14 protein-coding genes and 1 pseudogene are annotated in these 14,152 nt (G+C 66.8%); 10 read left to right on the top strand and 5 right to left on the bottom strand.

What is annotated here, in order from left to right; genetic code table 11:
• Nucleotides 1-2: 2 nt before the first annotated feature.
• Both ACIBCN_RS08255 and mftR read right to left on the bottom strand, forming a co-directional pair.
• Entirely contained in the window at nucleotides 3-908 is a 906-nt protein-coding gene (locus ACIBCN_RS08255; RefSeq protein WP_040735778.1) for an STAS domain-containing protein, read from the bottom strand.
• 128 nt (nucleotides 909-1,036) lie between these two features.
• Complete coding sequence (gene mftR, locus ACIBCN_RS08250) at nucleotides 1,037-1,630, bottom strand: mycofactocin system transcriptional regulator (RefSeq protein WP_396990803.1); 594 nt, start codon at nucleotides 1,628-1,630, stop codon at nucleotides 1,037-1,039.
• 39 nt (nucleotides 1,631-1,669) lie between these two features.
• Here mftR and mftE point away from each other — a divergent pair, with 39 nt between their 5' ends.
• The gene (mftE, locus tag ACIBCN_RS08245; protein ID WP_396990802.1) at nucleotides 1,670-2,419 is read left to right on the top strand and encodes a mycofactocin biosynthesis peptidyl-dipeptidase MftE; all 750 of its coding nucleotides are present in this window, start codon (nucleotides 1,670-1,672) and stop codon (nucleotides 2,417-2,419) included.
• A pseudogene (gene mftD / locus ACIBCN_RS08240) lies at nucleotides 2,416-3,582 on the top strand (pre-mycofactocin synthase MftD); the annotation flags it as partial. The gene mftE and the pseudogene mftD, both read left to right, overlap by 4 nt.
• Before the next feature lie 332 nt (nucleotides 3,583-3,914).
• On the opposite strand, the gene ACIBCN_RS08235 reads toward mftD, so the two are convergent.
• A complete protein-coding gene (locus tag ACIBCN_RS08235) occupies nucleotides 3,915-4,385 on the bottom strand; it encodes a MarR family winged helix-turn-helix transcriptional regulator (protein ID WP_396990801.1) in 471 nt (156 codons plus the stop codon).
• Nucleotides 4,386-4,680: 295 nt separating this feature from the next.
• On the opposite strand from ACIBCN_RS08235, the gene ACIBCN_RS08230 reads away from it, so the two are divergent.
• Nucleotides 4,681-6,357, top strand: a complete 1,677-nt coding sequence (locus ACIBCN_RS08230; protein WP_396991163.1) for a fumarate hydratase — start codon at nucleotides 4,681-4,683, stop codon at nucleotides 6,355-6,357.
• Between the two features lie 49 nt (nucleotides 6,358-6,406).
• Here ACIBCN_RS08230 and ACIBCN_RS08225 read toward each other — a convergent pair whose 3' ends face one another.
• Nucleotides 6,407-7,498, bottom strand: a complete 1,092-nt coding sequence (locus ACIBCN_RS08225) for an alkane 1-monooxygenase (protein ID WP_396990800.1) — start codon at nucleotides 7,496-7,498, stop codon at nucleotides 6,407-6,409.
• Nucleotides 7,499-7,790: 292 nt separating this feature from the next.
• On the opposite strand from ACIBCN_RS08225, the gene ACIBCN_RS08220 reads away from it, so the two are divergent.
• The 5 genes from ACIBCN_RS08220 (at nucleotide 7,791) to ACIBCN_RS08200 (ending at nucleotide 11,139) form a co-directional block, all read left to right on the top strand.
• Entirely contained in the window at nucleotides 7,791-8,663 is an 873-nt protein-coding gene (locus ACIBCN_RS08220) for a class I SAM-dependent methyltransferase (protein WP_396990799.1), read from the top strand.
• Nucleotides 8,664-9,025: 362 nt separating this feature from the next.
• Nucleotides 9,026-9,493 carry a hypothetical protein gene (locus ACIBCN_RS08215; protein ID WP_396990798.1) on the top strand — a complete coding sequence of 156 codons (468 nt, stop codon included), beginning with the start codon at nucleotides 9,026-9,028 and terminating at the stop codon, nucleotides 9,491-9,493.
• A 485-nt stretch (nucleotides 9,494-9,978) separates the two neighbouring features.
• On the top strand, nucleotides 9,979-10,239 hold the full coding sequence (locus ACIBCN_RS08210; protein ID WP_396990797.1) for a hypothetical protein: 261 nt from the start codon (nucleotides 9,979-9,981) through the stop codon (nucleotides 10,237-10,239).
• A 71-nt stretch (nucleotides 10,240-10,310) separates the two neighbouring features.
• Nucleotides 10,311-10,559: a hypothetical protein gene (locus ACIBCN_RS08205; RefSeq protein ID WP_396990796.1), complete on the top strand. Its 249-nt coding sequence runs from the start codon at nucleotides 10,311-10,313 to the stop codon at nucleotides 10,557-10,559.
• A gap of 52 nt (nucleotides 10,560-10,611) precedes the next feature.
• Nucleotides 10,612-11,139 carry a M15 family metallopeptidase gene (locus ACIBCN_RS08200; protein ID WP_396990795.1) on the top strand — a complete coding sequence of 176 codons (528 nt, stop codon included), beginning with the start codon at nucleotides 10,612-10,614 and terminating at the stop codon, nucleotides 11,137-11,139.
• A 12-nt stretch (nucleotides 11,140-11,151) separates the two neighbouring features.
• On the opposite strand, the gene ACIBCN_RS08195 is transcribed toward ACIBCN_RS08200, so the two are convergent.
• Nucleotides 11,152-12,021: an NAD(P)-dependent oxidoreductase gene (locus ACIBCN_RS08195; protein ID WP_396990794.1), complete on the bottom strand. Its 870-nt coding sequence runs from the start codon at nucleotides 12,019-12,021 to the stop codon at nucleotides 11,152-11,154.
• A gap of 101 nt (nucleotides 12,022-12,122) precedes the next feature.
• Here ACIBCN_RS08195 and ACIBCN_RS08190 point away from each other — a divergent pair, with 101 nt between their 5' ends.
• A complete protein-coding gene (locus ACIBCN_RS08190; RefSeq protein WP_396990793.1) occupies nucleotides 12,123-12,998 on the top strand; it encodes an ATP-grasp domain-containing protein in 876 nt (291 codons plus the stop codon).
• 129 nt (nucleotides 12,999-13,127) lie between these two features.
• Nucleotides 13,128-14,141 (top strand): alpha/beta hydrolase, encoded by a 1,014-nt coding sequence (locus ACIBCN_RS08185; protein WP_396990792.1) that lies wholly within the window; start codon nucleotides 13,128-13,130, stop codon nucleotides 14,139-14,141.
• Nucleotides 14,142-14,152 lie beyond the last annotated feature (11 nt).

The raw sequence follows: 14,152 nt of genomic DNA, 5'->3' as shown, positions 1-14,152 counted from the left end.
ATCTAGCGGCCGTCGCGTTCGGTAACCCGTTCGGCGACTCGGGAAACCTCGTAACCCAGCAGACGTTCGGCTTCCTCGATACCGCCTTGGAGGTCGCCGACCGCGTTCATCTTGGACAGGTCGAGCCCGATGGTGACCAGCGTCAGCGCGATCTCCGAGGACAGCCCGGTGATGATCACGTTCGCACCCATCAGGCCGGACGCGTCGACCGTTTGCACCAGGTGGTTGGCCACGGTCGAGTCGATCTGCGGCACACCGGTGATGTCGATGACGACCACCTTGGCGCGGTTGGCCCGAATCGCGCGCAGCAACTGCTCGGTGAGCTGACGGGCGCGCTGACTGTCCAGCACACCGATGATCGGCAGGATGAGCAGCTGCTCACGGACCTGCAGCACCGGGGTGGACAGCTCGCGAATCGCCTCCTGCTGCTGGCGGATAACGCGCTCGCGCTCCTGGACGAAGGAGACGCCCACGGTGTTGGCGATGCGGTTGGCGGCCGGCTCGTACGCGTCGAGCACGGCATTGAGCAGCTGGAAGTCGGCCTGATACTTCTCGAACAGCGAGCGGGCCAGCACGTCGCGCAGCAGCAGCACGATGCCGAGGACCTCGTCGGTTTCGACGCCTCGCGGAATGATGCGCTCGGACAGGTCGCGGGCATAGGCCTGCAGCGCCTCGACGCTACCGGTCTCGAGCACCTCGACGTAGTTGTCGTAGACGGAGGTTGCCTCGGAGAAGATTTCCTCCGGGGTCATCGCGGTCAGGAGCTGAGCGTCGGTGATGCGGCGAGCCCACTCCTCACGCAGCGCGGTGCGGTTCTGCCGCAGATGCTCGACCAACTGCGGAAGCAGGTTGTCGACCGGTCCCGCGGTCAGCGAATCCGCCGAAAGGCTCATAGACACCTCGGACATGGAAACTCCTGCCCCTTTCGACGGTTTGTTGAGTCGGATCATCGGGTGTTCGGCCGTGAGACCGACACCGAGCCTAGTCATACCCCAACCGTGTTGCGGATGAAACCTGCCGGTTGTTCGCGCGGGATTCACGGTAGGGGGGCGAATCCGCGTTCCAGCCCGCGCAGCGCCTCCTCGAGATAGACGGTGAGGTCGGCGTCGGCGCGGGCCAGCCAGGCGTCGAAGGCGGCGCGCGCGGCGGCCAGCGTGGTGCGTCCGACGGCCAGTGGGATCAGCGCGTTCACCGGTTCGCCGAGCCTGCGCGCGGCGAAGTCGCTGACCGCGTGTTCCCAGGCGTCGTAGTGCGTGCCCGCGGTGGCGGCCAGCGCGGGGATGGTGGCGACCAGTTGCATCCGGGTGCGTAGCTCGGGCACGTCCTCGGCCCGATACCGATTGGCGTTCACGACAACTCGACGTACCGCGGTCATCATCGGAATATCGTCGGGCACCTCGGCGAACGCGGTGCGCAGAGCGGCGACTTCGTCATCGAACTGGTACCAGAGCACCTCGGCCTTGGTGGGGAAGTAACGGAAGAAGGTGCGGCCGCTGATACCGGCCGCGGCGGCGATCTGCTCGACCGTGGTGTCCTCGAAGCCCTGCTCGGTGAACAGCCGCAGCGCGATCAGTTCGAGTTCGCGTTTGCTGGTTCCGCGCGGGCGGCCACGGGTGGTCCTTGCTGTCACAGGATTGATTATGTCAGTGACTGACGATAATCTGGCGAGATGTTCGAAAGTGTCGCAGGCCACAACCGCGGGGCGGCGGATCCGGCCCGGGTCGCGGCCGATCTCACCTGGCCCGAGGCCGGGGAGCGGGCCGCCGCTGCCGCGATTCTGGCCGTCGCGGTGGGCGCGACCGAACAGCACGGCCCGCATCTGCCGCTGTCCACCGACACCGACATCGCTTCGGCGTTGTGTACGCGGCTGGCCGCGCTGCGCCCGGATGTGCTTGTCGCACCGGCGATCCCGTACGGCGCCAGCGGCGAGCACGCGGGGTTCCCCGGCACCATGTCCATCGGGCAGGCCGCGCTGGAACTGCTCGTCGTCGAATTGTGCCGCTCGGCAACCGATACCTTCGACCGCATCCTGCTGGTCAACTGGCACGGCGGCAACCTCGAACCGCTGCGGCGCGCGGAAACGTTGTTGCGCGGCGAATCCCGCGACGTGCGCGTGTATCTGCCGCGCTATCAAGGCGATCTGCATGCCGGGCGCTCGGAAACCGCCGTGCAACTGGCGCTTACGCCGGACCGGGTGCGGCTGGATCGCGCCGAGGCGGGCGACGTCCGGCCGCTCGCGCAGCTCATGCCGCTGCTGCGCGGTGCCGGCGTCCGCTCGGTCAGCGCCAACGGCGTGCTCGGCGATCCGGCCGGGGCCAGCGCCGACGAGGGCGCGGCGCTACTCGACCACCTGACCACCGACTTGCTCGACCGAACCCGGCTGTGGTGGCCGGTAGCTTCCTTGGAAAGGACCCCATGAACCCGTGGTTCGAAACCGTTGCCGAAGCGCAGCGGCGTGCGAAGAAGAGACTGCCGAAATCGGTGTACGGCGCGTTGATCGCCGGATCCGAGCGCGGCCAGACCATCGAGGACAACCAGCAAGCGTTCACCGAACTCGGCTTCGCCCCGCACGTCGCCGGTCCCATCGGCACCCGCGATCAGTCGACGACCGTACTCGGACAGCACCTTTCGATGCCGGTGCTGATCTCGCCGACCGGCGTGCAGGCAGTGCACCCCGACGGCGAGGTGGCGGTGGCGCGCGCGGCGGCGGCCCGCGGCATCGCGATGGGGCTCAGCTCCTTTGCCAGCAAGCCGATCGAAGAGGTGATCGCGGCCAACCCGGCGACCTTCTTCCAGATGTACTGGTGCGGCAGCAAAGACGAGCTCCTGCAGCGGATGGCGCGGGCGAAAGCGGCGGGCGCGGTCGGCCTGATCCTCACCCTGGACTGGTCGTTCTCGCACGGCCGGGACTGGGGCAGCCCGGTGATCCCGGAAAAGCTCGACCTGCGCACCATGCTGAAGTTCGCGCCGCAGACCCTGGCGCGGCCACGTTGGCTGGCGACCTACGCGAAGTCCGGGCACATTCCAGATCTCACCGCGCCGAACATGGCGATCAACGGCGGCCAGGCGCCCGGATTCTTCGGCGCCTACGGCGAATGGATGGGCACGCCGCCGCCGGATTGGGCGGACGTGCAATGGATTTGCGAGCAGTGGGACGGTCCGGTGATGCTCAAGGGCGTCATCCGGGTCGATGACGCGCTGCGTGCGGTCGACGCGGGCGTCGCGGCCATCTCGGTGTCCAACCACGGCGGCAACAACCTGGACGGGACACCGGCGGCCATCCGGGCGCTGCCCGCGGTAGCCGACGCGGTGGGCTCGCAGATCGAGGTGCTGCTCGACGGCGGCATCCGGCGCGGCAGCGACGTGGTGAAGGCGGTGGCGCTCGGTGCCCGCGCGGTAATGATCGGACGCGGTTACCTGTGGGGCCTGGCCGCGAATGGCCAAGCGGGCGTGGAGAACGTCCTCGACATCCTGCGCGGCGGGATCGACTCGGCGCTGCTGGGTTTGCGCAAGACGAGCGTGACCGAGCTCGATCGCGACGACATCGTGGTGCCCGCTGGATTCGAGCGCGCACTCGGCGTGCCAACAGTTTCGCGTGAATCGGCCGGTGGGGCAAACGAATCGGTAGTTAGCGCGCCTGAATCGGTTGGTGCTGCCGGTGAATCCGCTGATGCTTCAGTCGAACCGAATGGCTCGGTAATCACGCGGGACGCCGCAGTGGCGCAAATCGGGTAGCGAGGCAGCCGAATTGGCCGGCGCGTGAGCCGTATCGGAACGCGCGTCGGCCGAATTGAACTGCGCGCTAGCAGATCGGATCGCACGGCTACCGAGACCACCAGTGCGGCAGCCGCATCCGTGAGTTCAGTTGCGGAATCGGCCGTAGCGGGAGGCCGCGAGCACGTCCGCCTGGGCGGTCAGTTGTCGCTTGTTGTTGATCGATGGTGGGCGAGCAACGTGTCGTAGATGTCGGCGAGGGCGGCTAATTGCTGCCGGTCGAGCACGTCGATCATGTGCTTGCGCACGCTGATCACGTGCGCGGGCGCGGCACCGGTCAGCACCTCGGCGCCGCGCGGGGTGAGCCGGGCGGCGGTGCGGCGGGCGTCGTCGGGGATCGGTTCGCGGACAACGAGTCCGCGCTTCTCCATCCGGGTGATCTGATGCGAGAGCCTGCTCTGCGACCACTCGAGCTGCGCGGCGAGCTCGGCGAAGGTGCAGCGGTGCTCCGGAGTCTTGCTCAGGAAGGCCAGCACCGAGTATTCGACGTAGGTGAGGTTCGACTCGCGCGTCGAGTCTCGCCCGACCGCCGCGGCGATGAGGTCGCGAGTGCGCACAAAGCCAACCCAGGCGCGCATCTCGACGTCATCGAGCCAATGGGGATCGGTCACGATAGCGCTCCAAACTCTGGCGTGTCATACAGTGTCGCGCTTCGTTGTGCGTAGCGCGGCGTTGTTACGGCGAACCGACGGTTGGACGTCCGAACGCTTTTGTGTGGAACGACAGGTAGCACCCCCAGGGTTGAACGTGCAACCTTTTGTGTCAACTGCCCGGGATAAGCCTTGCCTAACCATCGTGTGACGTAGCCCGGTGGATACGCTCGCTGTGCCTGTGACCAGCCCGGCTGAGCGCGCATCGAAACCCGCGCTCGGCTTGTGCCCCGACCTGCCCGAAGGAGTGCGTCCCGTGACCGCGCCGGACTTCCGCTATTCAGACCTGCTGCCGATCGGCGCCGACGACACCTCGTACCGGTTGCTCACCACCGAGGGCGTGCATACCTTCGAGGCCAACGGCCGGACCTTCCTGCAGGTGGAGCCCGAGGCGCTGCGCCTGCTCACCGCCGAGGCGATGCACGACATCAGCCACTACCTGCGGCCGACGCACCTCGCGCAGCTGCGCAAGATCATCGATGACCCGGAGTCCAGCGGCAACGACCGTTTCGTCGCGCTGGACCTGCTCAAGAACGTGAACATCTCCGCGGGCGGCATCCTGCCGATGTGCCAGGACACCGGCACCGCGATCGTCATGGGCAAGAAGTCCGAGGGCGTGCTGACCGGCGCCGACGACGCCGAATGGATCAGCCGCGGCGTCTTCGACGCCTACACCAAGCTGAACCTGCGCTACTCCCAGCTCGCCCCGATCACCATGTGGGACGAGAAGAACACCGGATCCAACCTGCCCGCGCAGATCGAGTTGTATTCCACGCCAGGCGATCCCGCGCAGCCGTCGTACAAGTTCCTGTTCATGGCCAAGGGCGGCGGGTCGGCGAACAAGTCGTTCCTGTACCAGGAGACCAAGGCGGTGCTGAACCCGACGCGGATGCTGGAGTTCCTGGACGAGAAGATCCGCTCGCTCGGCACCGCGGCCTGCCCGCCATACCACCTCGCGGTGGTGATCGGCGGCACCAGTGCCGAATTCGCGTTGAAGACGGCCAAATACGCCTCGGCGCACTATCTCGACCACCTGCCCACCGAGGGATCGCTTGCCGCGCACGGATTCCGGGATCTGGAGCTGGAGGAAGAGGTCTTCAAGCTCACCCAATCCTTCGGCATCGGTGCGCAATTCGGCGGCAAGTACTTCTGCCACGACGTGCGCGTCGTCCGGCTGCCGAGGCACGGTGCCAGCTGCCCGGTGGCCATCGCGGTGTCCTGTTCGGCCGACCGGCAGGCGCTGGCCAAGATCACGCCGGAGGGTGTGTTCCTCGAGCAGCTCGAACGCGAGCCCGCGCACTACCTGCCGGAGCAGACCGAGTCGATCCTCGGCGGCGACGTGGTGCAGATCGACCTGAACCGGCCGATGTCGGAGATCCGCGCCGAACTGTCGAAATACCCGGTGAAGACCCGGCTTTCGCTGACCGGCCCGCTGGTGGTGGCCCGCGACATCGCGCACGCCAAGATCAAGGAGCGCCTCGACGCGGGCGAACCGATGCCGCAGTACCTGCGCGACATGGCGGTCTACTACGCGGGCCCCGCGAAGACGCCCGAGGGTTACGCGTCCGGCTCGTTCGGGCCGACCACCGCGGGCCGGATGGACTCCTACGTCGACCAGTTCCAGGCCGCGGGCGGCTCCTTCGTCATGCTGGCCAAGGGCAACCGCTCCGCCCAGGTGACCAAGGCCTGCCACGAGCACGGCGGCTTCTATCTCGGCTCCATCGGCGGCCCCGCCGCCCGCCTCGCCCTCGACTGCATCAAGTCCGTCGAGGTGCTCGAATACCCCGAGCTCGGCATGGAAGCCGTCTGGAAAATCGAAGTCCAAGACTTCCCCGCCTTCATCGTCGTCGACGACAAGGGCAACGACTTCTTCGCCGAAACCCAAAAGCCCATCGCCCTGCGCGTCCGCACCCGCTCGGCTGAACGGGTCTGAATCTCTGCGCGGATGGAAGCGGCGGTGTCGGGCCGCGGCGCACCGGCGGTCAGCTGGTTGCGCGGCGGTATGCGAGGGTGGCGCGCAGTCGGCCCTGTTTGGGGGGTTGGACGTTGGCGAGGGTGCTGTCGCCGCCGTAGTGGGCGAGTACTCGGTGGTCCATTACCGCGCGCCACAGTGGGGGGATGGCGGCGAGGACGACCATGGTCGCGTAGCCGGCGGGGAGTTGGGGGGCGTGGGTCGAGCTGCGCAGGGTTTGGTAGCGGCGGCCTGGGTTGGCGTGGTGGTCGCTGTGGCGCTGGAGGTGGAAGAGGAAGATGTTGGTGACTAGGCGGTCGCTGTTCCAGCTGTCTCGGGGGGAGCAGCGGGCGTAGCGGCCGTTGCGGCGGCGGGCTCGCAGCAGGCCGTAGTGCTCGACGTAGTTCACCGTCTCCAGCAGTGCGACGCCGATCACCGCCTGCAGTGCGAGCCAAGGCAGGATGTGCCAGCCGAAGAGTGCGACGAGGGTGCCGAAGAGGACGAGGCTCATCGCCCACGCCTGCAGGATTTGATTGTCCACGTCCCACCAACCGCGCTCCTTGCGCGTCAGGCGTTCGCGCTCGAGCCGGATCGCCGAGCCGAAGCCGCCGGTCACGCTGCGCGGCAGGAATTCCCAGAGGGACTCGCCGAGCCGGGCGCTCGCCGGGTCCTCCGGGGTGGCGACCCGCACATGATGTCCGCGATTGTGTTCGACGAAGAAGTGCCCGTACGCCGACTGGGCGAGCGCGATCTTGGCCAGCCAGCGTTCCAGGTGCTCGACCCGATGCCCGAGCTCGTGCGCGGCGTTGATGCCGATGCCGCTGACGAAGCCGAGCGTCGCGGCTAGGCCGAGCTTGTCGACGCCGGTGAGCTCGTCACCGGCCCACAGATAGCTTGCGATGCCGAGCCCGAACAGCTGGATCGGCAGGAAAAGGTAGGTGCACCAGCGGTAGTAGCGGTCGCCGGACAGCAGCTCGTAGTCCTCGTCGCGCGGATTCGCGCCGTCCTCGCCGACCACCCAGTCCAGCACCGGGATCACCAGCAACACGATGATTGGGCCGATCCACCAGAAGACGGGCGCGCCGGTGTGCAGCACGAGCTGCGAGGGGAGCAGTGCACACATTGGAGCGATCAGGCCGAGCATCCACAAGGGGCGCTTCCGGTCCTGACCTCGGGGCTGTCGACGGTTGATCTGCCTGCTTCTTTCGGTGAGATTCCGGCGACGGGCAACCGTAATCTGTTGTGACTGCTGAATTATCCACGGCGCGTTTGTTGCGTGTGATAGCAGAGTCGCCGTGACCCTAGCTCTTGTTACTGATGTGGAGCGAAAGTGTTCCCAATCGTGACGAGTCACTCGACCGGATGTGCCGAAGCAGTCCTATCGATGGTGGTCGGGCCATGCCAGACTGGTCCGCATGGCTGCAGGGCGCGTACCGATCTCGAATGTGTCGGACACCGCACGATGGGTGGCCGCCTATCGCGCACGCGAGACCGCGCGCCCCGACGCGTTGTTCCAGGATCCGCTGGCCGACCGGCTGGCCGGCGCCCAGGGGCACACCATCGTCGAGCACGCGCCGCGCGTCATGCGCTCCGGCTGGCCGGTGGTCACCCGCACCAAACTCATCGATGACCTCATCGCGAAGTCCATCGCCGAGGGCTGTGATCGGGTGCTGAACCTGGCGGCCGGGCTGGACACCCGTCCGTACCGCCTCGCGCTACCCGCCGACTTCGTCTGGGTCGAGGCGGATCTGCCCGAGATTCTCGCCGAAAAGGAGAACGCACTGGCGGGCGAAACTCCGCACGGTGTATTGATTCGCCGCGCAGTCGATCTCGCCGATCCCTCGGCGCGGGACAAATTCCTCGACGCGGCGCTGGGTGCGATCGGACCGGCCGACACCCCGGCGACCAAGGCGCTGGTGCTCACCGAGGGATTGTTGTTCTACCTGGATACCGCGACGGTCACCGACCTGGCTCGTGCTTTGGTCCGGCCCGAAATCGCTTGGTGGATGGCCGATATCAGTTTCCGGATGGACCGGGTGCGCGCCGGATCCATGTTCGAGAACGCGCCGCGGAAATTCGATCCGCCCAACGGTCTCGCTTTCTTCGACGAACTCGGCTGGCAGTCGATGGAGAGCGAGAACATCCTGGTGCACGCGCGCAAGCTCGGGCGGGCGCCGTGGTTTTTGCGCCCCTTCACGTATTTGCCCCAGCCCGATCCGCGCAAGCCGCTGCGCAACACCTGGTCGGCTGTGATTCGCTTCCGGCACGAGGAGCTGGACCCGCAGTGACCTGATGGTTTCGCTAACAAAGAGATTGCTGGGTGTCGCACGGGCCCGAATCGCCCGCCGACCGCCGATCCGGTCACGGATAAGGCGAGTTTCTGCTTCAGATAATTTCCGGATTCTGCCGATATCGTCAGCAAAATAGCGTGGCCGGATTCGATCGGCCCCGGCGATATTACGGATAGTGGGCGGCGAGTATGGGGGCTGAGCTGGTCGTTCGATTTTCGTGGAGGCTTTTGTGCGGACACACAAATGTCACCTCGATCGCCGGGGCAACGGCGCTGGTTCGCGAGGCACCCTTAGCGATGTACATCGTTGATTCCAAGGGTGCCGTTCATCGCAGATGCCATTGAAGGTCGAGGAGGGCAATGAGTACGTCCAGCGTCATCACGACAACACTGCGTCTCTCACAATCCGCCAGCAGCCGGTTGGCCGCACGGGCCGCCCGCGAGGGTACTACTTCCACCGCATTGCTCGACCGCCTCATCCGGGAAGGCGTCGACCAGCTGGAACATCCCGGCATCGTCTTCCGCGGACCGATGCACGATCGCCGGGCCGCGCTGGTCGCGGGTCCCGACGTGTGGGAAATCGTTGCCCGCCTACAGGAATTGGAGGGGCCGGTCGAGCGGCGCATCGAGGTGCTGAGCGCCAAGTCGAGCCTGCACGTCGGCAAGATCGAGATCGCCGTCGCATATGCCCGCGATCACGGCAGCGAGATCATCGAGCGGATCGGGCGCAATCGTGAAGCGGCGGAAGCGATTCGCCGACCGGCGCCGGTGCGCGCACGGGTGGTCGAACGGGACTACCTCACGCTGGTCACCCCGTTGCGCGAGTGATTCGGCCGAATTGTCCGGTGTCCGAGTCGAATTGTCCGTTGTAGTGCCTGTTCACATCACTGGGGAGCGAATGTGAACACTTTTGCCGCCTGTGCACAACCCGCTCGGTCTGCGGACGAACACCCCTCGAGTCAGCCCGGGTGTCGTCCGCGGTCTGATCGGGGGTACGCGGCAGTGGCGGGGGCCGTTGCGAAAAAACGGTACGGTCGTGAAACTCGGGAAACTACCGCAATTTTCGCGAATCGGACTGGTAGCAACCGCCCGCACTCTGTGATCCACAGCACTGGAATGGATTGTGGATAACCCCCGTTCCTTGTGGATGAAGCATTTGCCACGCAACGGATTTCAGGCAACCATGTGCCATGCCTATCGACTATGACTCCTCGTCAGCGCGCCCAGCCCGCCGCACGTCGGCATCGAACGAGACTGGAACGCGGCAACCAACAACACCGGCTCACGATATGGCTGGTGGTATGGTCAACCGTATGGCGACACGGAAGATTACCCTCACGGTGGATGAGGTGGTGCTCGCGGACCTGCAGCAGGGCGCCGCCGCCGCCGGGATGCAGCTGTCGCCGTATTTCGCGCGCTGCGCGCACAGCTGGATGCTGTATCAGGACGCCGTCCGTTCGGCGGCCCGCGATCGCAGCTTCGGCATGCACGACGCCGAAGTGGCCGAGGCGGAACTCGCCGAGCTACACGCTGCGGACGCCGACGCTGAGACGCGTCGCGGCCCGCGCGCATGAGGCGGGGCGAGGTCTACCGGTTCGACCGCGACCGCCCTTCCCGTGCGAACGATCCGCGCACGCCATACCGCGTGGTCGTTTCGGCGGACTATCGCCTGCCCGACGAGCGTGTTCGGGTGCTGACCGCTCCCGTCGAGCGCTTGGACCCGCAGTCCATGGTGGCTGTCCTGCTCGGCAGCGCGGACCCGGTGGCAGGGTGGGTCAGGGTGGACCTGATCACCAGCACCTATCGGCCATGGCTGTCCGGGCCGCTCGGCGAGCTCAGCGCCGAGACCATGGAGAGCCTGTCCTCGAAGCTCCGGATCGAACTCGATCTGTGAGTGTCGGCGGCGGCTTCGACCCGCGCCGACCTCGGCCGTTACCATCGCCGGCATGGTGTTGCGGAGTGGTGTGCGGAATCGACTAGTGCGTGCTCTACCGGTGGCGGTGCTGCCCGCGCTGGTGGTGACGGGTGTGCTGGCGCCGCAGGCGGTGGGGCAGGGGAGCCCGATCGATCAGCGGGAGGCGACGGGGTCGGCGGCCGGGACCGAGGGGCTGGAGCCGGGGCTCGCGGTGGCCTACACGCTGGCCGAGAACGAGGCGCATCGGCAGGGTGTGCCGTTGTCGATCACCTCCGGGTATCGCACGCCCGCCGAGCAGCAGCAGCTGTGGGACAACGGCGTGGCCACCTATGGCAGCCCGGACGTGGCGCGCCGGTGGGTGCTGCCGCCCGAGGAGTCGACGCACGTGTCCGGCCGCGCGGTCGACGTCGGGCCGATCGCGGGCGCGCAGTGGCTGGAGGCCAACGGAACTCGCTGGGGACTGTGCCGGATGTACGACAACGAGTGGTGGCATTTCGAGTTGGCCACCGCGCCCGGCGGTGCCTGCCCGCCGATCCGGCCGGACGCGAGCACCCGGTAGTAAGACCTCGGGTCAGCCCCGGTCGCGCAGCAGATCGATGACCTTGGTTTCGTTGAGGTCGCCGTAACCGGCTTCGACGAGTCGGCTGAAAATGTCGTACGCGGCATGGCCCAGTGCGGCCGGGCCGTCCACGCTGTCCGACAGCTCGACGCCGAAACGCGTGTCCTTCAGCCGCAGCTCGGCGGTGAACGCGATGTCGCGGTCGTGCACGCCGTCGAGCATGATCCGCCCGACGCGCGCCACCGTGGGGCTGAGGCGAGAAAGGGTGTCGACGACGGTGGCCAAATCGAGCCCGGCAAGTTCCGCGACCCGCAGCACCTCCGCCGTCGCGGCGATCTGGATGGAGCCGTGCAGATTCTGCAACAGCTTGTACGCCGTACCCGCGCCGACATCGCCGAAGCGAATAATGTTGGTGCACAACGGATCCAGCAGCGGACGGGCAGCTTCGAGATCGGCGGGGTCGGCCCCGACGAACAGCGTCAACGCACCCGCCGCGGCGACGTCCGGCAGCCCGGTCACGGGGGAGTCGAGATATCGAAGACCTTGCGCACCAGCCTGTTTCGCCAGCTCCAGCACCCACGGCCGGGAGATCGTCGAGCATTCGACGGCGAACGCGCCCGCCGCGAAGTCGCCGGCCAAGGCGCCGTCTTCGCCGAGCCAGACCGTGCGCGAGGCGTCGTCGTCGGCCACCATCGAGATGATCGCTTCGGCCTGATCAGCCGCCGCGCGCGGTGTCGCGGCCGGCACGGCTCCGGCCGAAATCAGTTCCGCGGCTTTGTCCGGCGACCGATTGAACACGGCCACCTCATGCCCGGCGGCCAGCATCCGCGCCGCCATCCCCGATCCCATCCGGCCCACCCCGAGAAAACCGATCTTCGCCATCCCGGCACCCTACCGAGCCCGGGTGTACGAGCGGACGGCCTGTGCGGCGCGCACTGAAAATGCGAAACCATTTGCCGGAGTAGCCGCGTAGCGTTTCGGCAATGCCGCCTGTCCTGTACTGCTGCGATCCGTTGAATCCTCGGCGGGTGGACGAACATTTCGCGCCGGAAGCGCAAGAGGTCCGTGCCCACGGTGGCGAGGTCGCGCTGATCGACCACGACCGCCTGCTGCGAGGTGACGCGGACGCGGCGATTGCTCGAGTACCGAGCGGTCTGGAGAGCGCCTGGTATCGGGGCTGGATGATGCCCAGTGTCCGCTATGCGGAGTTGGCTGCGGCGCTGAGTCGGCGCGGCGCCGCGCTGATCGTCGACCCGGGACGGTATCGGACCGCGCACGAACTGCCGGGCTGGTATCCGACCTTCGCCGAGGTCACTCCGGCCAGCGTCTGGCGTCCGACCGAGCCGGGAGAGATGGTGGAGGCCGGCAAGTTGACTGAGCTCGTCCAGCCTCTGCCGCCCGGTCCCGGAATCGTGAAGGACTACGTCAAGTCGCGCAAGGACGAATGGCACCAGGCGTGCTTCATCCCCGATCTCACCGAATCCGCAGGCCTGACCCGGATCGTCCGACGGTTTGTGGAGTTGCAGGAGGACTATCTGGCGGGCGGCATCGTCGTCCGCGCCTTCGAAACGTTCGTGAAGCTCGAGTCGGTCGCGGCGGAAGTGCGGGTTTGGTGGCTCGATGGCGAACCCCGGCTGCTGACACCCCATCCCGACAGCCCCTTCGACCGCGGACTGGTTCCGCACCTCGGGCAGATCGGGGCCGCCGTGCGGCGTCTGGGCTGCCGGTTCATCACTACGGATGTGGCCCTGCGCTCCGACGGGGTGTGGCGAGTCGTCGAGGTCGGTGACGGTCAGGTCAGTGACCTGCACCGGTCGAGCAGCCGAGGCGAGTTCGCGGCACTGCTGGTCGATTCATAAGCCGAACACGGCTGGATCCCATTGTGTCGTGGCCCACTCCCGCGTACTCTCTGAGATTGCGAGACTGAATGGTCTCACTTTCGAACATAATGGGTCCGGCGACGCTGCCGGATGGAGGAGGGAACCTCAATGACGAGGTATGCCGCTCGAATGCGCTCGGGGATCGCGATTGTGGTGGCGACGGTCGCGGTGCTGGCCGCGGTGGCGCCCGCGGCCACCGCGGACGAGCCGGAATCGGGAGCCACCGCGCAGAGCGTGTTCAACAAGCCCGGTCCCTATCCCGTCGCGACTACGGTGCGCACGAATCCCTGTCAGGAATCGGTGTGGGGAATGTTCCAGCACATCGTCGTGCACATGCTGGGCAACCGTGACGATATGACCTGTACCCAGGCCTTTCCCAACGGCCTCGAATCGCCGGTCGGGGTGAATACCTACTATCCGGCCAATATCGCCGAACTCCCCGATGCGCCACTGCTGGTTTTTACCTCAGGGTTCGACGCCAATCCGGGGATGTACGACGCGCTCGCGCGACAGTGGGCCAGCAACGGCTTCGTGGTAGTGATCCCGTACGAGTTCTTCAATTCGCTGCTCTATGTGCCGACCCTCGGCATCGCCGCCGCGGTCGTCGCCAACCGTGATCCGAATTCCCCGCTGTACAACAAGATCGACCTGAGTCGCACGCTCTTCGGCGGTCATTCCGGCGGCGGACAGGCGGCCCTGCAAGCCGGAACGGCGCTCCCCGGCATCGCGTCGCTGATCGATCCGGCAATGCGGGTGCGCGGTGTGCTGGCGATCGAGCCGGGCCCGCTCGCGGTGGGCGCGCTGGTGTCGGTGCCGACGCTGTTCCTCACCGGTTACAACGATTTCGTGGTGCCCGACTTCGCCTGGGTGCGCTGGTGGCAGTACAACCTGTCCTTCCAGGCGCCCGCGTGGATCGCCAATGCCCGTGGGGTGAGCCACTTCTCGCCGGTCGACGGGCTGGACAACTATCTGTCCGCAGGCACCGCGCTGGCGTGGCTGCGCTATCAGGCGTTCGGCGACGAGGTCGCCAAGGATTACTTCGTCGGCCCGAACTGGCGGCTGCCCGCCGACAAGACGTACTTCAGCGTGGAGCGCAACGCCCTCGCCAACGCGCTGAACTAGCGCCAACCACA

It is taken from the genome of Nocardia sp. NPDC051052 (assembly GCF_044456045.1).
Lineage (GTDB): Bacteria > Actinomycetota > Actinomycetes > Mycobacteriales > Mycobacteriaceae > Nocardia.
The sequence above is the reverse complement of the archived record's forward strand: the minus strand, read 5'-3'. Positions and strand labels throughout refer to the sequence as shown.